This is a genomic window from Streptomyces sp. NPDC055506 (assembly GCF_053643595.1).
Genome location: NZ_JBSHKH010000101.1, coordinates 1 through 24,197 on the forward strand (window position 1 = coordinate 1; position 24,197 = coordinate 24,197).

Consider the following 24,197-nt stretch of genomic DNA (forward strand, 5'->3'; position numbering starts at 1 on the left):
CGGGCCCGGCCGGCCCACCCCGGGACACGCCCAGCTCGCACGGAGTCCCGACACCATGTCATGGCCGCCCGTCCGCCGATCCGGAGCGAGGTGGCCCGAGAGGGAGTACGAGAAGGTGGCCACACCTAAAAAGGGCCGGAGCGCGAGCACCCAGAGCAAGCCGGGTCGCTCGCTGGTCCTGATTCTGATCGCCCTCGTGGCGCTCACCGGTGGGATGTTCGCTTCGGGGCACACGAAACCACGTCTCGGCATCGACCTGGCCGGCGGCACGAGCATCACGCTCCGCGCGGTCCCCGAAGCCGGCAATGAGGCGGCCATCAACAAGACCAACATGGACACCGCCGTCTCCATCATGGAACGACGTGTCAACGGTCTTGGCGTCTCGGAGTCCGAGGTCCAGACACAGGGCCGGGAAAACATCATCGTCAACATCCCCAAGGGGACGAACTCCGAGCAGGCCCGCAAGCAGGTCGGCACCACCGCCAAGCTCTACTTCCGCCCGGTCCTCGCCACCGAGGTCGCCGGCGGCAAGGGCACGGCCAGCCCCTCCCCGAGCCCCACCGGCAGCCCCTCGGACAAGCCGTCCGGCAAGGCCACCGACAAGCCCGAGGCCACCGACAAGAACTCCGCCTCCCCGTCGGCCACGCCCACCACGCAGGGCCGCGCGGTCACCGACGGGCTGAAGGCCGACGCCACACCGTCGGCGAGCGCCTCGGACGACAAGGCCAAGGCCAGCCCCTCCCCGTCGGCGAGCGGCGGCTCCGCCGAGGCCGACGCGAGCGCGCTGCAGGCGAAGTACGCCAAGCTCGACTGCACCGACGAGAAGACCCGCTCCACCGTGGGCGACGGTGTCAAGGCCTCCGAGATGACCCTGGCCTGCGGCAAGAACTCGCAGGGCCAGTGGCAGAAGTACATCCTCGGCCCCGCCGAGGTCGACGGCACGGACGTCGACAAGGCCCAGGCAGTCCTGAACACCCAGACCGGTGCGGGCTGGACGGTCACGATGGACTTCACGGACGGCGGCGCCAAGAAGTTCGCGAACATCACCGGCAAGCTGGCGCAGAACCAGTCGCCGCAGAACCAGTTCGCGATCGTCCTGGACGGCGAAGTGGTCTCCGACCCGTACGTGCGGCAGGCCCTGACCGGCGGCAACGCCGAGATCTCCGGCAACTTCAACCAGCAGTCCGCCCAGGACCTCTCCAACATGCTGTCCTACGGCGCGCTGCCGCTGACCTTCAAGGTCGACAGCATGACGACCGTGACCGCGGCGCTGGGCGGTGACCAGCTCCAGGCCGGACTGATCGCCGGCGCCATCGGTCTCGCGCTGGTCGTCATCTACCTGCTGGCGTACTACCGCGGCCTGTCGTTCATCGCGCTCCTCTCGCTGCTGGTCTCCGCGGCCCTCACCTACACGCTCATGGCCCTGCTCGGCCCGGCCATCGGCTTCGCGCTGAACCTGCCGGCCGTGTGCGGCGCCATCGTCGCCATCGGCATCACCGCGGACTCGTTCATCGTGTACTTCGAACGCGTCCGTGACGAGATCCGCGAGGGCCGCTCCCTGCGCCCCGCCGTCGAGCGGGCCTGGCCGCGCGCCCGGCGCACCATCCTGGTCTCCGACTTCGTGTCGTTCCTCGCCGCCGCGGTGCTGTTCGCCGTCACCGTCGGCAAGGTCCAGGGCTTCGCGTTCACGCTCGGCCTGACCACCCTGCTCGACGTGGTCGTCGTGTTCCTCTTCACCAAGCCGCTGCTGACACTGATGGCCCGCCGCCCGTTCTTCGCGAACGGCCACAAGTGGTCCGGCCTCGACCCGAAGAGCCTGGGCGCTCAGCCGCCGCTGCGCCGTACCCGCCGCCCCGCCGGCCCTGTCGACCCGAAGGAGGCCTGAGATGTCGAAACTCGGCAACCTCGGCGCCCGACTCCACCGCGGCGAGGTCGGCTACGACTTCGTCAAGAACCGCAAGATCTGGTACGGCGTCTCGATCCTGATCACCATCCTGGCCATCGCCGGCCTGGCGGTGCGCGGCCTGAACATGGGCATCGAGTTCCAGGGCGGCGCCGTCTTCAACACCCCGAAGAACACCAGCGCCTCGGTGTCCCAGGCCGAGCGGTACGCGGAAGAGGCCTCCGGCCACGACGCGATCGTCCAGAAGCTCGGCGACGGCAGCATGCGTATCCAGGTCGCCGGAATCGACACCGGCGCGGCGAACGACATCAAGAACACGCTCGCCGACGACCTCAAGATCGACTCGGAGCAGATCAACGCCGAGCTGGTCGGCCCCAGCTGGGGCGAGCAGATCGCCAACAAGGCCTGGCAGGGCCTCGGCATCTTCCTGATCCTCGTGGTGATCTATCTGGCGATCGCCTTCGAGTGGCGCATGGCCATCGCCGCCTTCGTCGCCCTGATCCACGACATCACCATCACGGTCGGCATCTACGCCCTCGTCGGCTTCGAGGTCACCCCCGGCACGGTGATCGGTCTGCTCACGATCCTCGGCTACTCGCTCTACGACACGGTCGTGGTCTTCGACAGCCTCAAGGAACAGACCAAGGACATCACCAAGCAGACCCGCTGGACCTACAGCGACGTCGCCAACCGCTCGATCAACAGCACCCTGGTCCGCTCCATCAACACCACGGTGGTCGCGCTGCTGCCGGTCGCGGGCCTGCTGTTCATCGGCGGCGGAGTCCTCGGCGCCGGCATGCTCAACGACATCTCGCTGTCGCTGTTCGTCGGTCTCGCCGCCGGTGCGTACTCCTCGATCTTCATCGCCACGCCGCTCGTCGCCGACCTCAAGGAGCGCGAGCCGCAGATGAAGGCCCTGAAGAAGCGCGTCCTGGCCAAGCGGGCCGCCAAGGGGGAGACCCCCCAGACGGAGACCGGGGACGAGTCCTACGCCGACGAGCCCGAGGACGTCGCTCCGGCCGTAGTCGGCCCGCGCAACCAGCCGGCGTCCCGCAACCGCGGCCGGGGCCGCCCCTCGGGGAAGCGCCGATGACCGACATCAAGGAACTGCTGCTCAGCCGTATCAGGGACGTGGCCGACTACCCGGAGCCGGGCGTGATGTTCAAGGACATCACCCCGCTCCTGGCGGACCCGGCGGCGTTCACCGCGCTCACCGACGCCCTCGCCGAGATCGCCGTGGAGGCCGGCGCCACCAAGATCGTCGGCCTCGAGGCCCGCGGCTTCATCCTCGGCGCCCCGGTCGCCGTCCGCGCCGGCCTCGGCTTCATCCCCGTGCGCAAGGCGGGCAAGCTCCCCGGAGCCACCCTCGGCCAGGCCTACGACCTGGAGTACGGCTCGGCCGAGATCGAGGTGCACGCCGAGGACCTGGTCGCCGAGGACCGCGTCCTGATCATCGACGACGTCCTCGCCACCGGCGGCACCGCCGAGGCCTCGGTCCAGCTCATCCGCCGGGCCGGCGCCGAGGTCGCCGGTCTCGCCGTCCTCATGGAGCTCGGATTCCTCAGCGGCCGGGCCCGTCTGGAGCCGGCTCTGCGCGGGGCCCCGCTGGAGGCGCTGCTCACGGTCTGACAAGCCCGCGGCAGCCCGGTGGACACCGGCACGACACCGCGGAGGCGGGCCCGGAGGAATCCGGTGCCCGCCTCCCGCGTTCCAGGGGTAGACGGTCCTCACATTGGCCTGAAGGCGATCCCGGGGCACAGGATCGCTACCATGGGGTCTCCGGAGCCTGACCGGGGGACCCGGAACGCGCACGAGGAGCCCTCTTGTCAGACGAGGCCCAGCACCTGACCGCCGCCAAGCCCGAGTCCGCCTCGGCAGCGGCGAAGCCCGCGCCGAACGCGCCGCACGCGAAGAACGACACCCGCGGGCCGGTCGAGCACGCCCAGTCGGCGCCCGTCGACAAGACCGCCGAGCAGTCGCGCCCGAAACCGGCCCCTCCCGCGGTGCGCCAGGCCGGCGGCCAGCCCGCCCGCACCGGCTCCTCCAACCGCGTCCGTGCCCGCCTCGCCCGCCTCGGCGTCCAGCGCGCCAACCCGTACAACCCCGTGCTGGAGCCCTTGCTGCGCATAGTGCGCAGCAACGACCCGAAGATCGAGACGGCGACGCTCCGCCAGATCGAGAAGGCCTACCAGGTCGCTGAGCGCTGGCACCGCGGCCAGAAGCGCAAGAGCGGCGACCCCTACATCACGCACCCCCTCGCCGTGACCACCATCCTCGCCGAGCTGGGCATGGATCCGGCCACGCTGATGGCCGGCCTGCTGCACGACACGGTCGAGGACACCGAGTACGGCCTGGACGACCTGCGCCGTGACTTCGGCGACGTCGTCACCCTCCTCGTCGACGGCGTCACCAAGCTGGACAAGGTCAAGTTTGGCGAGGCGGCCCAGGCCGAGACCGTGCGCAAGATGGTCGTCGCCATGGCCAAGGACCCCCGCGTCCTGGTCATCAAGCTCGCCGACCGCCTGCACAACATGCGCACCATGCGCTACCTCAAGCGCGAGAAGCAGGAGAAGAAGGCGCGCGAGACCCTGGAGATCTACGCGCCGCTCGCCCATCGCCTCGGCATGAACACCATCAAGTGGGAGCTGGAGGACCTCGCCTTCGCGATCCTCTACCCCAAGATGTACGACGAGATCGTACGGCTGGTGGCCGAGCGGGCACCGAAGCGTGACGAATACCTGGCCATCGTCACCGACGAGGTCCAGCAGGACCTGCGGGCGGCCCGCATCAAGGCGACCGTCACCGGCCGCCCCAAGCACTACTACAGCGTCTACCAGAAGATGATCGTCCGCGGCCGTGACTTCGCGGAGATCTACGACCTGGTGGGCATCCGCGTCCTCGTGGACACCGTCCGCGACTGCTATGCGGCCCTCGGCACGGTGCACGCGCGATGGAACCCGGTCCCCGGCCGGTTCAAGGACTACATCGCGATGCCCAAGTTCAACATGTACCAGTCGCTGCACACGACGGTCATCGGCCCCGGCGGCAAGCCCGTCGAGCTGCAGATCCGCACCTTCGACATGCACCGCCGCGCCGAGTACGGCATCGCCGCGCACTGGAAGTACAAGCAGGAGGCCGTCGCGGGAGCCTCGAAGGTACGCACCGACGCCCCCAAGTCGTCCGGCAAGAGCAAGGACGACCACCTCAACGACATGGCGTGGCTGCGCCAGCTGCTCGACTGGCAGAAGGAGACCGAGGACCCGGGCGAGTTCCTGGAGTCCCTGCGCTTCGACCTCTCCCGCAACGAGGTCTTCGTCTTCACCCCCAAGGGCGACGTCATAGCGCTCCCGGCCAGTGCCACCCCGGTGGACTTCGCGTACGCGGTCCACACCGAGGTCGGCCACCGCACGATCGGCGCCCGGGTGAACGGCCGCCTGGTGCCGCTCGAATCCACCCTCGACAACGGCGACCTGGTCGAGGTCTTCACCTCCAAGGCGCCCGGCGCCGGCCCCTCCCGCGACTGGCTCGGCTTCGTCAAGTCACCCCGTGCCCGCAACAAGATCCGGGCCTGGTTCTCCAAGGAGCGCCGTGACGAGGCGATCGAGCAGGGCAAGGACGCCATCGTCCGCGCGATGCGCAAGCAGAACCTGCCGATCCAGCGCATCCTGACCGGCGACTCCCTGGTGACCCTCGCGCACGAGATGCGCTACGCGGACATCTCCGCGCTGTACGCGGCGATCGGCGAGGGCCATGTCTCCGCGCAGAACATCGTGCAGAAGCTCGTCCAGGCGCTCGGCGGCGAGGAGGCCGCCACCGAGGAGATCGACGAGTCGGTCCCGCCGGCCCGCGGACGCAGCCGCAAACGCCGCTCCAGCGCCGACCCGGGGGTCGTCGTGAAGGGCGTCGACGACGTGTGGGTCAAGCTGGCCCGCTGCTGTACGCCCGTACCCGGCGACCCCATCATCGGCTTCGTGACCCGCGGTAGTGGTGTATCGGTTCACCGCAACGACTGCGTGAACGTGGAGTCACTGTCCCGCGAGCCCGAGCGCATCCTCGAGGTCGAGTGGGCGCCCACCCAGTCCTCGGTCTTCCTGGTCGCCATCCAGGTCGAGGCCCTGGACCGCTCTCGCCTGCTGTCGGACGTCACCCGCGTGCTGTCCGACCAGCACGTCAACATCCTCTCCGCGGCCGTCCAGACCTCCCGCGACCGCGTCGCCACCTCCCGCTTCACCTTCGAGATGGGCGACCCGAAGCATCTCGGCCATGTGCTGAAGGCGGTCCGGGGGGTGGAGGGCGTCTACGACGTGTACCGGGTGACGTCGGCGCGCAGCAGGTCGTGACCACCACGCGGAAGATCACGTGAAAGAGGGCCCCGTACGGCGTGTACGGGGCCCTCTTCCGACCGACTGATCAGCTCCGACCGGCTGGATCAGCCGCCGAACTCCTGCAGCCCCTTCTGCGCCTGGTCCAGCAGCGCCTGACGGCCCTCGAGCTCACGCTCGAGCTTGTCGGCCCTGGCGTTGTTGCCCTGCGCACGGGCCTGCTCGATCTGACCCCGCAGCTTGTCCACGGCGGCCTGGAGCTGGCCGGTCAGACCCTCGGCACGCGCGCGTGCCTCCGGGTTCGTCCGGCGCCACTCGGCCTCCTCGGCCTCCTGGATGGCCCGCTCGACCGCGTGCATCCGGCCCTCGACCTTCGGCCGGGCGTCGCGCGGCACATGGCCGATGGCCTCCCAGCGCTCGTTCACGTTCCGGAACGCGGCGCGGGCCGCCTTCAGGTCGGTGATCGGCAGGAGCTTCTCGGCCTCCTCGGCCAGCTCCTCCTTGAGCTTGAGGTTCTCCGACTGCTCGGCGTCCCGCTCGGCGAAGACCGAGCTGCGGGCCGCGAAGAAGACGTCCTGGGCGCCGCGGAAGCGGTTCCACAGATCGTCCTCGTGCTCACGCTGCGCACGGCCCGCGGCCTTCCACTCGGCCATCAGCTCGCGGTAGCGGGCCGCCGTCACACCCCAGTCCGTCGAGTTCGACAGCGCCTCGGCCTCGGAGACCAGCCGCTCCTTGGTCTTGCGGGCCTCCTCGCGCTGCGCGTCCAGCTGCGCGAAGTGCTGCTTGCGCCGCTTGGAGAACGCCGACCGCGCGTGCGAGAACCGGTGCCACAGGTCGTCGTCGGACTTGCGGTCCAGCCGCGGCAGGCCCTTCCAGGTGTCCACCAGGGCCCGCAGCCGCTCACCGGCCGCCCGCCACTGGTCGGACTGCGACAGCTCCTCCGCCTCGGCGACCAGCGCCTCCTTGGACTTGCGCGCCTCGTCGGACTGCCTCGCCCGCTGCGCCTTGCGCTCCTCGCGGCGCGCCTCCACCTGCTCCACGAGCTTGTCCAGCCGGACCCGCAGGGCATCCAGGTCGCCCACCACATGGTGCGCGTCGACCTGCTCCCGGATGTGGTCGATGGCGACCTGAGCGTCCTTCGCCGACAGGTCGGTGGTCTTCACTCGCTTCTCGAGGAGGCCGATCTCGACAACCAGGCCCTCGTACTTGCGCTCGAAATAGGCCAGCGCCTCCTCGGGGGAGCCTGCCTGCCAGGAACCGACGACCTGCTCGCCGTCGGCCGTACGCACGTACACGGTCCCCGTCTCGTCGACGCGGCCCCACGGGTCGCTGCTCACAGCGCCTCCTCCACATGATGCCTGCGAGGGGCCTCAGCACCCCCGGGCATCGTCCACAGTTTCGTCACGGCCAACATAGGCGACCGGCGGGGGGCGTGTCCGCATCCCGCGCGACCGAAATTTCGCAGTTGGGGGTCAGGATTCGGTGATCGTGGCCTTGTTGATCACGACCGTCGCATTGGGCGCCGTGTTGCCCGTCTGAGGGTCGGGGGCCTGCGCCCCGGCCTTGGCGATCTTCGTCAGGACCTTCATGCCCGACTCGGACACCGTACCGAACGGTGTGTAGTCGGGCGGCAGCTGACTGTCCTGGTAGACGAGGAAGAACTGGCTGCCGCCGCTGTCCCGCCCCTGCTTCGTCTGGGCGTTGTACTGGTTCGCCATCGCGACCGTGCCCGCCGGGTACACCCCGCCCTTGAGGCTCTTGTCCTTGAGGTTCTCGTCCGGGATGGTGTAGCCGGGTCCGCCCATGCCGGTGCCCTGCGGGTCACCGCACTGCAGGACGTAGATGTTCTGGCTGGTGAGCCGGTGGCACTTGCTGTGGTCCAAGTACCCCTTGCCGAGAAGGTAGTTGAACGAGTTCACGGTGTGCGGCGCCGCCGACGCCTTCAGCGCGACGTCTATCTCGCCGCACGTCGTGTCGAGCTTCATCGTGTACTTCGCCGACTCGTCGATCGACATCGCAGGTTCCTTCTTCCAGGTCTGCGACTTGACCTTGCCCGCGGCGGGCTTCTCGCACGGGTCCGGGGCCTTGCTGGGCGTGGCGCTCGGCGTGACGTCCGCGTTCGCGTTCTCCGTCTTGCCGTCGTCCTCGAACGGCTTGGTCAGGAAGACCGTCACGGAGAGCACCACGATCACGCCGAGAGTCGAGGCGATCACGGAGTTGCGGATACGGGCCTTGCGTCGAGCGTCCGTGCGTCGCTGCTGCTGCCGCAAGAACTTCTCCCGGGCGAGCTGACGCCGCCGCTGTTCCTGGCTGACCACCGGGTTCTCTCCTCATGGGTCTGATGCGTCGACCGGTACGCGTGCGTCCTGTGTGCCGAGCGCCTGCGTGTGCCCCGTACCGTATATGGGTTCGCTGAGGAATCGGCAGCGCCGGTAGGCTCTGTCACCAGCCGCAGCCTCCCGTATCGACACAACGAAGGACGATCGTGCTCATTGCAGGGTTCCCCGCCGGGGCCTGGGGGACGAACTGCTACCTCGTCGCCCCCGCCGCCGGTGAGGAGTGCGTGATCATCGACCCCGGCCATCAGGCCGCCGACGGCGTCGAGGAAGCGGTCAGAAAGCATCGGCTCAAGCCCGTCGCCGTCGTCCTCACCCACGGCCACATCGACCATGTGGCCTCGGTGGTCCCGGTGTGCGGCGCGCATGACGTGCCGGCCTGGATCCACCCCGACGACCGGTACATGATGAACGACCCCGAGAAGGGGATCGGCCGTTCCATCGGGATGCCGCTCCTGGGTGAACTGACCGTGGGGGAGCCGGACGACGTCAAGGAGCTGGCCGACGGGGCGAAGCTGGAGCTGGCGGGCCTGGAGCTGTCCGTCGCGCACGCGCCCGGCCATACCAAGGGGTCGGTGACCTTCGGCATGCCCGAGGCGGCGGACATCCCGCCGATCCTGTTCTCGGGCGACCTGCTGTTCGCCGGCTCCATCGGACGCACCGACCTGCCCGGCGGTGACATGGCCGAGATGCTCGACTCGCTGGGCCGCGTGTGCCTGCCGCTCGACGACTCGACCGTGGTGCTGTCCGGCCACGGCCCCCAGACGACCATCGGCCAGGAGCGCGCCACCAATCCGTATCTGCGGCAGGTGGCGGCCGGCCAGGGAGCCCACGACGCTCCCCGACGAGGAATGTGACGAGACCTTCCGTGAGCACCTTCAAGGCCCCCAAGGGCACGTACGACCTGATCCCGCCGGACTCCGCGAAGTACCTGGCGGTCCGTGAGGCGATCGCCGCGCCGCTGCGGGACTCCGGCTACGGCTACATCGAGACGCCCGGCTTCGAGAACGTCGAGCTCTTCGCACGCGGTGTCGGCGAGTCGACGGACATCGTCACGAAGGAGATGTACGCCTTCGAGACCAAGGGCGGCGACAGGCTGGCCCTGCGCCCCGAGGGCACGGCCTCGGTCCTGCGCGCCGCGCTGGAGGCCAACCTGCACAAGGCGGGCAACCTCCCGGTCAAGCTCTGGTACTCGGGCTCGTACTACCGCTACGAGCGTCCGCAGAAGGGCCGCTACCGCCACTTCTCGCAGGTCGGTGCCGAGGCGATCGGCGCGGAGGACCCGGCGCTGGACGCCGAGCTGATCATCCTGGCCGACCAGGCGTACCGCTCGCTGGGCCTGAGCGACTTCCGGATCCTGCTCAACAGCCTGGGCGACAAGGAGTGCCGCCCCGTCTACCGGTCGGCGCTGCAGGACTTCCTGCGCGGCCTGGACCTGGACGAGGACACCCTGCGCCGGGCGGAGATCAACCCGCTGCGCGTCCTGGACGACAAGCGTGAGTCGGTCCAGAAGCAGCTGGGGGACGCGCCGCTGCTGCGCGACTACCTCTGCGACGCGTGCAAGGCGTACCACGAGGAGGTCCGCGAGCTGATCACCGCCGCGGGCGTCGCCTTCGAGGACGACGTGAAGCTGGTCCGCGGCCTGGACTACTACACCCGCACCACCTTCGAGTTCGTCCACGACGGTCTGGGCTCCCAGTCCGCGGTGGGCGGCGGCGGCCGTTACGACGGCCTCTCCGAGATGATCGGCGGCCCGGCCCTGCCGTCCGTCGGCTGGGCCCTCGGCGTCGACCGCACGGTCCTCGCCCTGGAGGCGGAGGGCATCGAGCTCGAACTCCCCGCGACCACCAGCGTGTTCGCCGTCCCGCTCGGCGAGGAGGCCCGCCGGGTCCTGTTCGCCAAGGTCACGGAACTCCGCAAGAACGGCATCGCCGCGGACTTCTCCTACGGCGCCAAGGGCCTCAAGGGCGCCATGAAGAACGCCAACCGCAGCGGCGCCCGCTACACGGTCGTCGCCGGCGAACGCGACCTCGCCGAGGGCGTCGTCCAGCTCAAGGACATGGAGTCGGGCGAGCAGACGGCGGTGGGCGTGAACGAGATCGTGGCGGAGCTGGAGGCCCGGCTGGGCTGACGTGAGCGCGAAGGCGCCGGAGTTCACCCGGCGCCTTCGTCACTGCTCCAGCAGCCCGTACCGCATCGCGCTGGTGACGGCGGCCGTCCGGTCGTCCACGCCCAGCTTGCCGAAGATCCGCAGCAGATACGTCTTCACCGTCGACTCGCCGATGAACAGCCGACGTCCGATCTCCGCGTTCGTGCAGCCCTCGGCGACCAGCCGCAGTACGGCCGTCTCGCGCTCCGAGAGCCGGGGCCGGTCCGGCTTGGTCCGCAGCTGGTCCACCAGCCGGGCCGCGACGGACGGTGCCAGTACCGTCTCGCCGCGTGCCGCCGCCCGTACGGCCTCCGCGAGTTCGGCACGCGGCAGGTCCTTCAGCAGATAGCCCGCGGCCCCGGCCTCCACCGCCCGCAGGATGTCCCGGTCCGTCTCGTACGTCGTCAGCACGATCACCCGGCACGGCAGCCCGGCCCGCGTCATCCGCGCGATGGAGTCCACACCGCCGCCACCCGGCATCCGCAGATCCATCAGCACGATGTCCGGCCGCAACTCCGCCGCCAGCGCCTCCGCCTGCGGACCGCTGGACGCGTCGGCGACGACCTCCAGGTCCGACTCGGCACTGAGCATCGCCCGCAGCCCCTCCCGTACGACGGGATGGTCGTCGGCCAGGATGATCCGGATCACGGCATCTCCCTCCTCACGACCGGCAGCCGGACGGTCACGGCCGTGCCCTCACCCGGGGCACTGCGCACCTCCGCGGTCCCGCCCACCTCGACGGCCCGGGCCCGCAGCCCCGCGAGACCGTATCCGCCACGGACCGCCGCCGGGTCGAAACCGCGGCCGTCGTCCCGCACGGACACCATGAGCCAGTCGTCCCCGTACGCCAGCGACACACCGACAGTCACCGAACTCCCCGCGTGCTTACGGGCGTTGGCCAGCGCCTCCTGGCAGGCGCGCAGCGCGACCACCTCGGGTCCGGCGGGCAGCATCCGCACCGGCCCGGTCACCTCCAGCCCCGCGTCATGGCGCGCCGCGAGCCGGTGCAGCGCGTCCGGCAGGGTCGCGCCGTCCAGGTCGACGGGAGCGCCCCCGGCGACCAGGGCCCGGGCCTCAGCGAGGTTCTGCCGGGCCGTCTCGTCCATCAGCCGCAGATGGCGCCGCGCCTCGGGCACATCGTGATCCAGCTCCGCCTCGACCGCCTGGATCAGCATCACGAGACTCGTGAACCCCTGCGCGAGGGTGTCGTGGATCTCCCGGGCCAGCCGCTCCCGCTCGGCCAGCGCCCCGTGGGCCTCGGACAGCCGGCCGACCTCGTGCCGGCTCGCGTCCAGCTCCGCGATCAACTCGGCCCGCTCCTGGCTCTGTTCGATGATCCGGATCGTCCAGCTGCCGAGCGCCACCGAGAACACCAGCGTGACCAGGCAGAACAGCACATTGAAGACCACGTCCCGGGCTTCGGGGCGCCACAGCAGCGCCCAGCCCACCACGGGCACGAGGTTGATCACGGCCACGGCGACCAGCGCCGACCGCAACCGCAGCGTCATGAAGCACTGCGGGATCAGCGCGAAGGTCAGCAGCCGCGTCTCACCGGCGAGCACCGCGGACGGCAGGAACAACGCCAGGGCCGCGGTCAGATAGCCGATCGTCCGCCGCTGGTCGGGCGGGTCGCCCTGGATCAGCCGGCGCCCGACCATCACATACAGCGGCACCAGCGGCACGAGCAGCGCCGGGGCGATCGCACGGACCGGCCAGCCGGGATGCTCCGCGGCCAGCACATAGGCCACGGTGACGACCCAGATGAGCGCGAAGTACGTGTCCCAGAGCCGGAACGAGCGCTCCCAGGTGTAGGCGCTGCCGGCATCCGCCGCATCGCTCATCCCTCGCGCCGGTCCTTCCAGCGGAACGTCAGCAGGCACAGCGCCAATCCTCCGACGCACCACGCGGCGAGCACCAGAGCCACGCGTCCCAGTTCCCAGCTCCCCGCCTGCTCCAGTACCTGCGCCGACTCCGGCAGGAACACCCCGCGCAGCCCCTGGCACATCCACTTCAGCGGGAACAGCGCCCCGATCGTCAGCATCCAGTCCGGGATCGTGCCGATGGCGATGTACACCCCGGAGATGAACTGCAGCACCAGGAACGGCAGCACGACCACGGAACTGGCGCTGGTCGCGGACTTCGGCACCGAACTGATCGCGATGCCGAGCAGAGCGCAGGCCGTGATGCCGAGGACGAAGATCCACGCCAGGTCGAACCAGCGGCCCGCGTCCGAGGGCAGGTCCACGTCGTACAGGGTGGTGCCGACGGCGAGCAGGATCACCGTCTCCAGCAGACCGGTGAAAAGAACCAGCCAGATCTTGCCGAGGAAGTACGCCGTCGGCGGCATCGGGGTGCCGCGCAGCCGGCGCAGCACCTTGTCCTGCCGCTCGACGGCGATCGAGATGCCGAGCGCCTGGAAACTGGTCGACATGATGCCGGCGGCCATCATCGCCGGGACGTACAACTGCGAGGCGGTGATGCCCGCGCCCTCCACGTCGTCCTTGAAGATCGACGCGAACAGGAACAGGAAGACGACCGGGAAGGCGAAGGTGAAGACCACCTGGTCGCGCTGCCGGAAGAACTGCCTGATCTCCAGCGCGCCCCGCCCCAGCCCCAGCCCCCAGGCCCCGGGCAGCCGCTCGCCGCCGACCTCACCGCGCTCCCGTACGACGGTCGCGGTCATCGCGGGTCCTCCTGACCGGTGAGCCGGAGATAGACGTCCTCCAGCGTGGGTCGGCTCACCGTCAGCCCCGGGATCTCGCCGTCGAAGCGGTGCAGGAGCCCGGCGATCGTCCGGGTCGGCGTCTCGGTGCGCGCCACGCGCGGCGTACCGTCCGGCTCCGTCCACCCGACCACGGCCTCCGTGCCGGACCGCTCCCGCAGCGCCCCGGGCTCGCCCTCGGCGACGATCCGGCCCTTGGCGACGATGGCCAGCCGGTGCGCGAGGGCCTCCGCCTCCTCCAGGTAGTGCGTGGTCAGCAGGATCGTCGTGCCGTCGTCGGCCAGGGCGCGGATCAGCGACCAGAACTGCCGCCTGGCCGCCGGGTCGAACCCGGTCGTCGGCTCGTCCAGGAGCAGCAGGTCCGGGCCGCCGATCACGCCGAGCGCCACGTCGAGGCGCCGCCGCTGACCGCCCGACAGCGCCTTGATCCGGCTGTCCGCCTTCGCCTCCAGACCGACCAGGCCGATGACCTCCCCGGGGTCGCGCGGCCGGGGGTAATAGCGGGCGAAGTGCCGTACGGTCTCCCGGACCGTCAACTCGGCGGGCGCGGATTCGTCCTGCCAGACGATTCCGACGCGTGAGCGCCACGCACGCGTGGCGGTCGCCGGGTCCGACCCGAGGACGGACACCTCGCCCGCGTCCCGGGTCCGGTTGCCCTGGAGGATCTCCACCGTGGTGCTCTTGCCCGCGCCGTTCGGTCCGAGCAGGCCGAACACCTCGCCGCGCCGGATGCCGAGATCGACGCCGTCGACGGCGGTCACGTCCCCGTAGCGCTTGCGCAGCCCTCGCACGTCAACGGCGAGGTCGTACCCGTGTGCTGTCATGCGACGATCGTCGGCCGGAACCGCACGCTCAGGGCCGACCGTGCGGACATGCTTATGTCCACTGAACGGTGGACAGAGGCCCGTGTGCGGCACAATGGCCATGCCCGAAGATGGTCAGGCCTCAAGCGACGGAATCGGCGTGATGAGCAAGACGACAGTCAAGGACGTCTCCATGGAGCCCGAGACGGAGCGCGCCGAGACCGCGCCCCGCACCGAGGGCGGCAGTCGGGCCCTCGCCCTGCTGCTGGTGATCACCGGCGCGGCCGGACTGCTCGCCGCCTGGGTCATCACGATCGACAAGTTCAAGCTCCTCGAGGCCAAGGTCGAGGGCAAGACGTTCACACCCGGCTGCAGCCTCAACCCCGTCGTCTCCTGCGGCAGCGTCATGGAGAGCAAGCAGGCCGCCGTCTTCGGCTTCCCGAACCCCATGCTCGGCCTCGTCTGCTACGGCATCGTCATCGCCGTCGGCATCAGCCTCCTGGCCCGCGCCCGCTACCCGCGCTGGTACTGGCTCACCTTCAACGCCGGCTGCCTGTTCGGCGTCGTCTTCTGCGCCTGGCTGATGTTCCAGTCCCTGTACCGGATCAACGCACTGTGCCTGTGGTGCTCCCTGGCCTGGGTCGCGACGATCCTCATGTTCTGGTACGTGACGTCGTTCAACATCCGCAAGGGCTTCCTCCCGGCCCCGAACTGGCTCAGGAGCTTCTTCGGCGAGTTCACCTGGGTCCTGCCCGTGCTGCACATCGGGATCATCGGCATGCTGATCCTGACCCGCTGGTGGGACTTCTGGACCAGCTGACCCGGTCGCTCCGGGGCCCCGCGGGATTGTCAGTGCCGTGACTTAGGGTTTCTGACGTGGAGCCCGACCTGTTCACCGCCGCAGCAGAAGAACGCCAGGAGAAGGAACCGTCCAGCAGCCCCCTGGCGGTCCGGATGCGCCCGCGTACCCTCGACGAGGTCGTGGGACAGCAGCATCTGCTCAAGCCGGGCTCGCCCCTGCGCAGACTGGTCGGCGAGGCCTCCGGCCCCGCCGGCGCCTCCTCCGTGATCCTCTGGGGCCCGCCCGGCACCGGCAAGACCACCCTGGCGTACGTCGTCTCCAAGGCCACCGACGCCCGCTTCGTCGAGCTGTCGGCGATCACCGCGGGCGTGAAGGAGGTCCGCGCGGTCATCGACGGCGCCCGCCGCGCCTCCGGCGGATACGGCAAGGAGACCGTCCTCTTCCTCGACGAGATCCACCGCTTCAGCAAGGCCCAGCAGGACTCCCTGCTCCCGGCCGTCGAGAACCGCTGGGTGACGCTGATCGCGGCGACGACGGAGAACCCGTACTTCTCGGTGATCTCGCCCCTGCTGTCCCGCTCCCTGCTGCTCACCCTCGAGCCGCTCACCGACGACGACATCAAGGGCCTCGTCCAGCGCGCCCTCACCGACGAGCGCGGCCTCAAGGGCGCCGTCGCCCTCCCCGAGGAGACCGAGAGCCACCTCCTGCGCATCGCCGGCGGCGACGCCCGCCGCGCCCTCACCGCCCTGGAGGCGGCCGCCGGAGCCGCCCTGGACAAGGGCGAGACGGAGATCGGTCTGACCACTCTTGAGGAGACGGTCGACCGGGCCGCCGTGAAGTACGACCGCGACGGCGACCAGCACTACGACGTGGCCAGCGCCCTGATCAAGTCCATCCGCGGCTCCGACGTCGACGCCGCCCTGCACTATCTGGCCCGGATGATCGAGGCAGGCGAGGACCCCCGTTTCATCGCCCGCCGCCTGATGATCTCCGCCAGCGAGGACATCGGCCTCGCCGATCCGAACGCGCTGCCGATCGCGGTCGCCGCCGCCCAGGCCGTCGCCATGATCGGGTTCCCCGAGGCCGCCCTCACCCTCAGCCACGCCACGATCGCCCTGGCCCTGGCGCCCAAGTCCAACGCCGCGACCACCGCGATCGGCGCCGCCCTGGAGGACGTACGCAAGGGGCTGGCCGGGTCCGTGCCCGCGCATCTGCGCGACAGCCACTACAAGGGCGCGACCAAGATCGGCCACGGCCAGGGCTATGTCTACCCGCACGACCTGACCGAGGGCATCGCCGCCCAGCAGTACGCCCCGGACGCGCTCAAGGACCGTGAGTACTACGCGCCGACCCGGCACGGCGCGGAGGCCCGCTACGCGGACGCGGTCGAGTGGACCCGGAAGAACCTCGGTCGAAAGCGGTCCTGAGCACCCTGTAAACTCGGTCGGAGTGCCGCGTCCCGTGCAGTCAGAACGGGACAGTCGGCCGGAGCCGATCCCCGGACCGGCTCCAGGAGCGTCGCGCACCGTCGAACGGTGTCGCGGGCAGCCCACCACCACTCGTCCCGCGACGGGACCGGCCGGTGGGCCACTCGCGTGCTGCACGTATGTGCCCAGACCAGGGGAGCGGCTGCCCACCCAGGCCCCTCAGGGCTTGCGGCGGGTTTCCCCGGCTGCGGATGCGACCTCCCACAACCCTGACAAGCCGAAACCAGGAAAAGAGAAACAGTGGCGAACCAGTCCCGCCCCAAGGTCAAGAAGTCGCGTGCCCTCGGCATCGCGCTGACCCCGAAGGCCGTCAAGTACTTCGAGGCCCGTCCCTACCCGCCGGGTGAGCACGGCCGCGGCCGCAAGCAGAACTCGGACTACAAGGTCCGTCTGCTCGAGAAGCAGCGTCTGCGCGCGCAGTACGACGTGTCCGAGCGCCAGCTCGTCCGCGCCTACGACCGCGCCTCCAAGGTCCAGGGCAAGACCGGTGAGGCCCTGATCATCGAGCTCGAGCGCCGTCTCGACGCGCTGGTCCTGCGTTCGGGCATCGCCCGCACGATCTACCAGGCCCGCCAGATGGTCGTCCACGGCCACATCGCGGTCAACGGCAAGAAGGTCGACAAGCCCTCCTTCCGTGTCCGTCCGGACGACGTCGTGCAGGTGCGCGAGCGCTCCAAGGAGAAGACGCTCTTCACGATCGCCCGTGAGGGTGGCTTCGCCCCCGACGGCGAGACCCCGCGCTACCTCCAGGTGAACCTCAAGGCCCTGGCGTTCCGCCTGGACCGTGAGCCGAACCGCAAGGAGATCCCGGTGATCTGCGACGAGCAGCTCGTCGTCGAGTACTACGCCCGCTGATCCTCGGCAGGCACGCGGTACAACAGCCCGCCGTCTCCCCGTCCCTTCCGGTCGGGCGAGGCGGCGGGCTTTCGCGAATCCGCCGTCGCCGGGCGGCAATCCGGTACGGAGCCGCACCCCCGGCGCGATAGGCTCGTGGCACGACTTTCTCGTACTCAGGCAGATGTTCAGGCACGTTTCAGGGAGCGGGTGCACACAGTGTCCGGTGGTGAGGTGGCCGGAATCCTGGTGGCCGTCTTCTGGGCGATCCTGGTCTCCTTCCTCGCCGTCGCGCTGGCGAGGCTGGCCCAGACGCTCAGGGCGACCACCAAGCTCGTGGCGGATGTGACCGACCAGGCCGTCCCGCTGCTGGCCGACGCCTCCTCGGCGGTGCGCTCCGCGCAGACCCAGATCGACCGGGTCGACTCGATCGCCTCCGACGTCCAGGAGGTGACGTCGAACGCCTCCGCGCTGTCGACCACCGTCGCCTCCACCTTCGGTGGCCCCCTGGTCAAGGTCGCCGCCTTCGGCTACGGCGTGCGCCGGGCCCTCGGCGGCCGCAAGGAGGACGTGCCCGCCAAGGCGTCCAGGCGTAACGTGATCGTGGGCCGCACGGTCTCTCGACGCGGCGCCCGAGGGAAGAGGGACTGAGAGCAAGCGATGTTCCGCCGTACCTTCTGGTTCACCACGGGCGTCGCCGCCGGCGTGTGGGCCACCACCAAGGTCAACCGCAAGCTGAAGCAGCTGACGCCCGAGAGCCTCGCCAGAACCGCGGGAAACAAGGCGATCGAGGCCGGCCACCGGCTCAAGGACCGCGCGGTCGACTTCGCGCTCGACGTCCGGGACAACATGGCCCAGCGGGAGGAAGAGCTGGGGGACGTCCTCGGCATCAACAGCGACCCCGAACTCCCCGCACCCCGGCGGTACACCGCCATCGAGAACCGCAGCAACCCGAAGTATGTCGACAGGACGACGTACTCGTACAACCGGAATGAGGACCACTGATGGAGTCGGCTGAGATTCGCCGCCGCTGGTTGAGCTTCTTCGAGGAGCGCGGTCACACCGTCGTCCCTTCGGCGTCGCTCATCGCGGACGACCCGACTCTGCTCCTCGTCCCGGCCGGCATGGTGCCCTTCAAGCCCTACTTCCTGGGTGAGGTCAAGCCGCCCTTCGCCCGCGCCACGAGCGTGCAGAAGTGCGTGCGCACGCCGGACATCGAAGAGGTCGGCAAGACCACCCGGCACGGCACGTTCTTCCAGATGTGCGGCAACTTCTCCTTCGGTGACTACTTCAAGGAAGGCGCCATCAAGTACGCCTGGGAGCTGCTCACCAGCCCCCAGGACAAGGGTGGTTACGGCCTGGAGCCGGAGAAGCTCTGGATCACCGTCTACAAGGACGACGACGAGGCCGAGCGCATCTGGCACGAGATCGTCGGCGTGCCGAAGGAGCGCATCCAGCGCCTCGGCATGAAGGACAACTACTGGTCGATGGGCGTCCCCGGTCCCTGTGGCCCCTGTTCCGAGATCAACTACGACCGCGGCCCCGAGTTCGGCGTCGAGGGCGGCCCCGCCGTCAACGACGAGCGGTACGTGGAGATCTGGAACCTCGTCTTCATGCAGTACGAGCGCGGCGAGGGCATCGGCAAGGACAACTTCGAGATCCTCGGCGAGCTCCCCAGCAAGAACATCGACACGGGTCTCGGCCTCGAGCGGCTCGCCATGATTCTGCAGGGCGTGCAGAACATGTACGAGATCGACACCTCCATGGCCGTCATCAAGAAGGCCACCGAGCTGACGGGTGTGGCCTACGGCGACGCCCACGACTCGGACGTCTCCCTGCGCGTGGTCACCGACCACATGCGCACCTCCGTGATGCTCATCGGCGACGGCGTGACCCCCGGCAACGAAGGCCGCGGTTACGTCCTGCGCCGCATCATGCGCCGCGCCATCCGCAACATGCGCCTGCTCGGTGCCACCGGTCCGGTCGTCAAGGACCTGATCGACACCGTGATCGGCATGATGGGCCAGCAGTACCCCGAGCTCATCACGGACCGCGAGCGCATCGAGAAGGTCGCCCTCGCCGAGGAGAACGCCTTCCTCAAGACGCTGAAGGCCGGCACCAACATCCTGGACACGGCGGTCACCGACACCAAGGCCGCCGGCGGTACCGTCCTGGCCGGCGACAAGGCCTTCCTGCTCCACGACACCTGGGGCTTCCCGATCGACCTCACCCTGGAGATGGCCGCCGAGCAGGGTCTCTCCGTGGACGAGGACGGCTTCCGCCGCCTGATGAAGGAGCAGCGGGAGCGCGCCAAGGCCGACGCCCAGGCCAAGAAGACCGGCCACGCCGGCACCGGCGCCTACCGCGAGATCGCCGACCGGGCCGGTGCCACGGACTTCATCGGCTACACCGCCACCGAGGGAGAGTCGACGATCGTCGGCATCCTCGTCGACGGCGCCTCCTCCCCGGCCGCCACCGAGGGCGACGAGGTCGAGATCGTCCTCGACCGCACCCCGTTCTACGCCGAGGGCGGCGGCCAGATCGGCGACACCGGCCGGATCAAGGTCGACACGGGTGCCGTCATCGAGATCCGTGACTGCCAGAAGCCGGTCCCGGGCGTCTACGTCCACAAGGGCGTCGTCCAGGTCGGCGAGGTCACCGTCGGCGCCACGGCCCACGCCTCGATCGACTCCCGTCGCCGCACGGCCATCGCCCGCGCCCACTCGGCCACGCACCTCACCCACCAGGCGCTGCGCGACGCACTCGGCCCGACGGCCGCCCAGGCCGGTTCCGAGAACCAGCCCGGCCGCTTCCGCTTCGACTTCGGTTCGCCGTCCGCCGTTCCCACGGCCGTGATGACGGACGTCGAGCAGCGCATCAACGAGGTCCTCTCCCGCGATCTCGACGTGCGCGCCGACGTCATGGGCATCGACGAGGCCAAGAAGCAGGGCGCCATCGCCGAGTTCGGCGAGAAGTACGGCGACCGTGTGCGCGTCGTGACCATCGGCGACTTCTCCAAGGAGCTGTGCGGCGGCACGCATGTGCACAACACCGCCCAGCTGGGCCTGGTGAAGCTGCTCGGCGAATCCTCCATCGGTTCGGGTGTCCGGCGCATCGAGGCCCTGGTCGGTGTCGACGCCTACAACTTCCTCGCCCGTGAGCACACGGTCGTCGCCCAGCTCCAGGAGCTGATCAAGGGCCGCCCGGAGGAGCTCCCGGAGAAGGTCTCCGCCATGCTCGGCAAGCTGAAGGACGCCGAGAAGGAGATCGAGAAGTTCCGCGCCGAGAAGGTCCTCCAGGCCGCAGCAGGTCTCGCCGAGTCCGCCAAGGACGTCAGCGGCATTGCTGTTGTGACCGGTCAGGTCCCGGACGGCACGACCGCCGACGACCTGCGCAAGCTCGTGCTCGACGTGCGCGGACGCATCCAGGGCGGACGCGCCGCCGTGGTGGCCCTGTTCACGGTGGCGAACGGCAAGCCGCTGACGGTCATCGCCACCAACGAGGCCGCCCGCGAGCGCGGCCTCAAGGCCGGCGACCTGGTCCGTACGGCCGCCAAGACGCTCGGCGGCGGCGGTGGCGGCAAGCCGGACGTCGCCCAGGGCGGCGGCCAGAACCCGGCTGCCGTCGGTGAAGCCGTCGACGCCGTCGAGCGCCTGGTCGCCGAGACGGCCAAGTAAGAAACGGGTCAGGAAAGATGCGCAGAGGACGTCGACTCGCTATCGACGTCGGGGACGCCCGTATCGGGGTCGCCTCGTGCGACCCCGACGGGATCCTCGCCACCCCGGTGGAGACGGTCCCGGGGCGTGACGTCCCCGCAGCTCAGCGGCGGTTGAAGCAACTCGTCGAGGAGTACGAACCGCTCGAGGTCGTCGTCGGACTCCCGCGCTCCCTCAAGGGGGGCGAGGGCCCGGCCGCGGTCAAGGTTCGTGCCTTCGTCCAGGAACTGGCCCGCATGATCGCCCCGGTTCCGGTCAGACTCATTGACGAACGCATGACCACGGTGACGGCCAGTCAGGGACTGCGCGCTTCCGGTGTGAAGTCCAAGAAGGGCCGCTCCGTGATCGACCAGGCAGCTGCGGTGGTCATCCTCCAGCAGGCGCTTGAATCCGAACGGGTGTCAGGTAAAGCACCCGGCGAAGGCGTCGAAGTGGTCATCTGATCGCGATACGGTAACGTTCCGCGCGATGCGCCGGTGTTCGAACAGCTGACGCACCAGAGAGAGGCGGACGGGAGCCCGGCCGGAAGCCGAGCGACCGCCGCCTCGCGGCTCTAGGGGATCGATGACTGAGTATGGCCGGGGCCAAGGCTCCGAACCGTGGCATCCGGAGGACCCGTTGTACGGGGACGGCGGATGGGGAGGACAGCAGGCCCAGCCGGGTCAGCAGTCCCCCTACGGCGGCCAGCCGCAGCACTATCCAGAGCAGCCGCAGCAGTCGCAGTACGGCGACTGGGGCACCGGTGAGCAGGCCGGATACGGTCAGGCGCAGCAGCACTACCAGTACGACCAGCAGTACGCGGCCCAGAGTCACGGGCATCAGCAGTACCCCGGGCAGGGGGACCACGGTCACCCGCAGGACCAGGGGTACCACCAGCAGGGGTACGACAACGGCGGCTGGGCCACCGGCCCGCACCAGCAGGTCTCCTACCCGGGCGACCCCGCCGACCCGTACGGGCAGCAGCAGGCCGGTACCTACGGCGGAGGCCAGTCCGACTACTACGGCACCCCCGACGCGTATCCGCCGCCGGAGCCCCCCGGCCGGCGCCGGGCCGAGCCGCCGCCGGAGCCCGAGACCGACTGGGACCCCGGCCCCGACCAGGGCGAGCACGCCTTCTTCGCGGGCGGCGACGACGATGACGACGGCGACGAGCCGGGGGACCGACGCCGACGCGACGACCAGCGAGGACGCGGCGGCAAACCCAAGAAACGCCGCAACGGCATGGCCTGCCTGGTGGTCGTCCTCATCCTCGGCGGAGGCGTGGCGGGCGCCGGTTACTTCGGCTACCAGTTCTACCAGGATCGTTTCGGCGACGCCCCGGACTACGCGGGCGACGGCAGCGGGCAGCAGGTCACCGTCGAGATCCCCAGGGGAGCGGGCGGCTACGAGATCGGCAAGGTGCTGAAGGACGCCGGCGTCGTCAAGAGCGTCGACGCGTTCGTCACAGCGCAGGCGAACAACTCCAACGGCAACACCATCCAGGACGGCGTGTACACGCTGCAGAAGCAAATGTCGGCCGACAGTGCGGTCGAACTGATGCTCAGCCCGGAGAGCCGCGACAACCTGATCATCGCCGAGGGCAAGCGCAACGCCGACATCTACCGGCTCATCGACAAGCGGCTGGAGGTCAAGGACGGCACCACCGCCGCGATCGCCAAGAAGGACTACAAGAAGCTCGGCCTGCCCGCCTGGGCGCTGAACCACCCGAATGTCAAGGACCCGCTGGAAGGGTTCCTCTATCCCTCCAGCTACGGCATCGCCAAGGGGCAGAAGCCCGAAGGCGTGCTGAAGCAGATGGTGACACGGGCCACCGAGACCTACGAGAAGCTCGGGGTGGAGAAGAAGGCCACGAGCCTCGGACTCGAAGACCCCTGGCAGCTGATCACCGTCGCGAGCATGGTTCAGGCCGAAGGCACCAGCCACGCCGACTTCCGCAAGATGGCCGAGGTCGTCTACAACCGGATGAAGCCCGGGAACCCGCAGACCAACGGCTTGCTGGAGTTCGACTCCACGTACAACTACATCAAGAACCAGAGCAAGATCGACCTGAGCCTGAGCGAGCTGCGGTCCTACGACAACCCGTACAACACGTACTTCCACAAGGGACTGACGCCCGGGCCGATCGACAACCCCGGCGAGGACGCGATCAAGGGCGCGCTCAACCCGACGGACAACGGCTGGTACTACTTCATCTCGCTGGACGGCAAGACCAGTGAGTTCACCAAGACCAACGCCGAGCACCAGAAGCTGGTCGACAAGTTCAACGCCTCGCGGAACAACTGAGGAAGACCTGATGGCCGCACCACGCCGGGCCGCCGTACTCGGCTCCCCGATCGCCCACTCGCTCTCCCCGGTCCTGCATCGCACGGCCTACGAGGAGTTGGGGCTGAGCGGCTGGACGTACGACAGGTTCGAGGTCGACGAGGCCGCCCTGCCCGGATTCTTCGAGACGCTCGGCGCCGAGTGGGCGGGGCTCTCGCTGACCATGCCGCTGAAGCGGGCCGTGATCCCACTGCTCGACGAAATCAGCGAGACCGCGGCCTCGGTGGACGCGGTCAACACCGTCGTCTGCACCCCGGACGGCCGCCGGACCGGCGACAACACCGACATCCCCGGCATGGTCGCGGCTTTGCGCGAGCACGGCATCGACAAGGTCGAGGCCGCCGCGGTCCTGGGCGCGGGTGCCACCGCCTCCTCCGCGCTGGCCGCGCTGTCGCGGATCTGCCCCGGAGAGATCGCCGTGTACGTCCGCAGCGAGACCCGGGCCGCCGAGATGCGGCAGTGGGCCGAGCGGCTGGAGGTCCCGGTGCGCATCGCCGACTGGGCGGACGCCGAGCAGGCCCTGCGCGCCCCGCTGGTGATCAGCACCACGCCGGCCGGTGTCACCGACGCCCTCGCCCGGTCCGTGCCGGAGCGGCCGGCGGCCCTCTTCGACGTCCTCTACGACCCCTGGCCGACGGCCCTCGCCGCCCGCTGGTCGGCGTACGGCGGCGCGGTCGTCAGCGGTCTCGACCTGCTGGTGCACCAGGCCGTGCTGCAGGTCGAGCAGATGACGGGGCGGGCCCCGGCCCCTCTGGACGCCATGCGAAAGGCGGGCGAACGCGCTCTCGCGGCCCGATAGCG

General features: G+C 69.6%; 21 protein-coding genes. 15 read left to right on the plus strand and 6 right to left on the minus strand.

The features are described from left to right. Nucleotides 1-115 precede the first annotated feature (115 nt). The 4 genes from secD (at nt 116) to relA (ending at nt 6,243) form a co-directional block, all read left to right on the plus strand. Nucleotides 116-1,885, plus strand: coding sequence for a protein translocase subunit SecD (gene secD, locus ACWIF2_RS29735; RefSeq protein ID WP_454363855.1), 1,770 nt, complete (start codon nt 116-118; stop codon nt 1,883-1,885). A gap of 1 nt (nt 1,886) precedes the next feature. Continuing rightward, nucleotides 1,887-2,996 carry a protein translocase subunit SecF gene (gene secF / locus ACWIF2_RS29740; RefSeq protein ID WP_454363857.1) on the plus strand — a complete coding sequence of 370 codons (1,110 nt, stop codon included), beginning with the start codon at nt 1,887-1,889 and terminating at the stop codon, nt 2,994-2,996. Then, complete coding sequence (locus tag ACWIF2_RS29745; RefSeq protein WP_454363859.1) at nt 2,993-3,532, plus strand: adenine phosphoribosyltransferase; 540 nt, start codon at nt 2,993-2,995, stop codon at nt 3,530-3,532. Before secF ends, ACWIF2_RS29745 begins: the two co-directional genes overlap by 4 nt. A gap of 194 nt (nt 3,533-3,726) precedes the next feature. Continuing rightward, nucleotides 3,727-6,243: a GTP pyrophosphokinase gene (gene relA / locus ACWIF2_RS29750; protein ID WP_454363861.1), complete on the plus strand. Its 2,517-nt coding sequence runs from the start codon at nt 3,727-3,729 to the stop codon at nt 6,241-6,243. 89 nt (nt 6,244-6,332) lie between these two features. Here the strand turns inward: relA and ACWIF2_RS29755 are convergent, their stop codons facing one another. Next, nucleotides 6,333-7,562 carry a DUF349 domain-containing protein gene (locus tag ACWIF2_RS29755; protein WP_454363863.1) on the minus strand — a complete coding sequence of 410 codons (1,230 nt, stop codon included), beginning with the start codon at nt 7,560-7,562 and terminating at the stop codon, nt 6,333-6,335. 135 nt (nt 7,563-7,697) lie between these two features. After that, entirely contained in the window at nt 7,698-8,543 is an 846-nt protein-coding gene (locus tag ACWIF2_RS29760) for a peptidylprolyl isomerase (RefSeq protein ID WP_454363865.1), read from the minus strand. Nucleotides 8,544-8,710: 167 nt separating this feature from the next. Between ACWIF2_RS29760 and ACWIF2_RS29765 the strand changes: the two genes are divergently transcribed. Together ACWIF2_RS29765 and hisS are read left to right on the plus strand one after the other, a co-directional pair. After that, complete coding sequence (locus tag ACWIF2_RS29765; RefSeq protein ID WP_454363867.1) at nt 8,711-9,418, plus strand: MBL fold metallo-hydrolase; 708 nt, start codon at nt 8,711-8,713, stop codon at nt 9,416-9,418. Nucleotides 9,419-9,429: 11 nt separating this feature from the next. Further along, complete coding sequence (gene hisS, locus ACWIF2_RS29770; protein WP_454363869.1) at nt 9,430-10,692, plus strand: histidine--tRNA ligase; 1,263 nt, start codon at nt 9,430-9,432, stop codon at nt 10,690-10,692. 39 nt (nt 10,693-10,731) lie between these two features. On the opposite strand, the gene ACWIF2_RS29775 is transcribed toward hisS, so the two are convergent. The 4 genes from ACWIF2_RS29775 to ACWIF2_RS29790 are packed head-to-tail and all read right to left on the minus strand — an operon-like array spanning nt 10,732 to nt 14,256. Continuing rightward, the gene (locus ACWIF2_RS29775) at nt 10,732-11,358 is read right to left on the minus strand and encodes a response regulator (protein ID WP_454363871.1); all 627 of its coding nucleotides are present in this window, start codon (nt 11,356-11,358) and stop codon (nt 10,732-10,734) included. Beyond that, the gene (locus ACWIF2_RS29780) at nt 11,355-12,551 is read right to left on the minus strand and encodes a sensor histidine kinase (protein WP_454363873.1); all 1,197 of its coding nucleotides are present in this window, start codon (nt 12,549-12,551) and stop codon (nt 11,355-11,357) included. The genes ACWIF2_RS29775 and ACWIF2_RS29780 overlap by 4 nt, the downstream gene beginning before the upstream one ends. Further along, complete coding sequence (locus tag ACWIF2_RS29785; RefSeq protein WP_454363875.1) at nt 12,548-13,393, minus strand: ABC transporter permease; 846 nt, start codon at nt 13,391-13,393, stop codon at nt 12,548-12,550. The genes ACWIF2_RS29780 and ACWIF2_RS29785 overlap by 4 nt, the downstream gene beginning before the upstream one ends. After that, nucleotides 13,390-14,256, minus strand: coding sequence for an ABC transporter ATP-binding protein (locus ACWIF2_RS29790; RefSeq protein ID WP_454363877.1), 867 nt, complete (start codon nt 14,254-14,256; stop codon nt 13,390-13,392). The genes ACWIF2_RS29785 and ACWIF2_RS29790 overlap by 4 nt, the downstream gene beginning before the upstream one ends. A gap of 142 nt (nt 14,257-14,398) precedes the next feature. On the opposite strand from ACWIF2_RS29790, the gene ACWIF2_RS29795 reads away from it, so the two are divergent. The 9 genes from ACWIF2_RS29795 to ACWIF2_RS29835 all read left to right on the plus strand — a co-directional run bounded on the left by ACWIF2_RS29795 (nt 14,399) and on the right by ACWIF2_RS29835 (nt 24,195). Further along, nucleotides 14,399-15,055 carry a vitamin K epoxide reductase family protein gene (locus ACWIF2_RS29795; RefSeq protein WP_454363879.1) on the plus strand — a complete coding sequence of 219 codons (657 nt, stop codon included), beginning with the start codon at nt 14,399-14,401 and terminating at the stop codon, nt 15,053-15,055. 56 nt (nt 15,056-15,111) lie between these two features. Further along, the gene (locus ACWIF2_RS29800; RefSeq protein ID WP_454363881.1) at nt 15,112-16,464 is read left to right on the plus strand and encodes a replication-associated recombination protein A; all 1,353 of its coding nucleotides are present in this window, start codon (nt 15,112-15,114) and stop codon (nt 16,462-16,464) included. A gap of 300 nt (nt 16,465-16,764) precedes the next feature. Further along, a complete protein-coding gene (gene rpsD, locus ACWIF2_RS29805) occupies nt 16,765-17,379 on the plus strand; it encodes a 30S ribosomal protein S4 (protein WP_053668303.1) in 615 nt (204 codons plus the stop codon). Between the two features lie 198 nt (nt 17,380-17,577). Beyond that, nucleotides 17,578-18,009: a DUF948 domain-containing protein gene (locus ACWIF2_RS29810; RefSeq protein WP_454363899.1), complete on the plus strand. Its 432-nt coding sequence runs from the start codon at nt 17,578-17,580 to the stop codon at nt 18,007-18,009. A gap of 9 nt (nt 18,010-18,018) precedes the next feature. Beyond that, nucleotides 18,019-18,363, plus strand: coding sequence for a hypothetical protein (locus tag ACWIF2_RS29815; RefSeq protein ID WP_454363883.1), 345 nt, complete (start codon nt 18,019-18,021; stop codon nt 18,361-18,363). Beyond that, nucleotides 18,363-21,035: an alanine--tRNA ligase gene (alaS, locus tag ACWIF2_RS29820; protein WP_454363885.1), complete on the plus strand. Its 2,673-nt coding sequence runs from the start codon at nt 18,363-18,365 to the stop codon at nt 21,033-21,035. Before ACWIF2_RS29815 ends, alaS begins: the two co-directional genes overlap by 1 nt. Before the next feature lie 17 nt (nt 21,036-21,052). Further along, a complete protein-coding gene (ruvX, locus tag ACWIF2_RS29825; protein WP_454363887.1) occupies nt 21,053-21,517 on the plus strand; it encodes a Holliday junction resolvase RuvX in 465 nt (154 codons plus the stop codon). A gap of 121 nt (nt 21,518-21,638) precedes the next feature. Next, nucleotides 21,639-23,357 (plus strand): endolytic transglycosylase MltG, encoded by a 1,719-nt coding sequence (gene mltG, locus ACWIF2_RS29830; RefSeq protein WP_454363889.1) that lies wholly within the window; start codon nt 21,639-21,641, stop codon nt 23,355-23,357. Nucleotides 23,358-23,367: 10 nt separating this feature from the next. Continuing rightward, nucleotides 23,368-24,195: a shikimate dehydrogenase gene (locus tag ACWIF2_RS29835; RefSeq protein ID WP_454363890.1), complete on the plus strand. Its 828-nt coding sequence runs from the start codon at nt 23,368-23,370 to the stop codon at nt 24,193-24,195. The last annotated feature ends 2 nt before the right edge of the window (nt 24,196-24,197 follow it).

What these genes read in the sequence shown, in the direction of transcription:
- secF (WP_454363857.1), top strand. Translation starts at nt 1,887, where the DNA reads ATGTCGAAACTCGGCAACCTCGGCGCCCGACTCCACCGCGGCGAGGTC.
- ACWIF2_RS29745 (WP_454363859.1), top strand. Translation starts at nt 2,993, where the DNA reads ATGACCGACATCAAGGAACTGCTGCTCAGCCGTATCAGGGACGTGGCC.
- ACWIF2_RS29780 (WP_454363873.1), bottom strand. Translation starts at nt 12,551, where the DNA reads ATGAGCGATGCGGCGGATGCCGGCAGCGCCTACACCTGGGAGCGCTCG.
- ACWIF2_RS29785 (WP_454363875.1), bottom strand. Translation starts at nt 13,393, where the DNA reads ATGACCGCGACCGTCGTACGGGAGCGCGGTGAGGTCGGCGGCGAGCGG.
- ACWIF2_RS29790 (WP_454363877.1), bottom strand. Translation starts at nt 14,256, where the DNA reads ATGACAGCACACGGGTACGACCTCGCCGTTGACGTGCGAGGGCTGCGC.
- ACWIF2_RS29795 (WP_454363879.1), top strand. Translation starts at nt 14,399, where the DNA reads ATGAGCAAGACGACAGTCAAGGACGTCTCCATGGAGCCCGAGACGGAG.
- ACWIF2_RS29815 (WP_454363883.1), top strand. Translation starts at nt 18,019, where the DNA reads ATGTTCCGCCGTACCTTCTGGTTCACCACGGGCGTCGCCGCCGGCGTG.
- alaS (WP_454363885.1), top strand. Translation starts at nt 18,363, where the DNA reads ATGGAGTCGGCTGAGATTCGCCGCCGCTGGTTGAGCTTCTTCGAGGAG.
- ruvX (WP_454363887.1), top strand. Translation starts at nt 21,053, where the DNA reads ATGCGCAGAGGACGTCGACTCGCTATCGACGTCGGGGACGCCCGTATC.
- mltG (WP_454363889.1), top strand. Translation starts at nt 21,639, where the DNA reads ATGACTGAGTATGGCCGGGGCCAAGGCTCCGAACCGTGGCATCCGGAG.
- ACWIF2_RS29835 (WP_454363890.1), top strand. Translation starts at nt 23,368, where the DNA reads ATGGCCGCACCACGCCGGGCCGCCGTACTCGGCTCCCCGATCGCCCAC.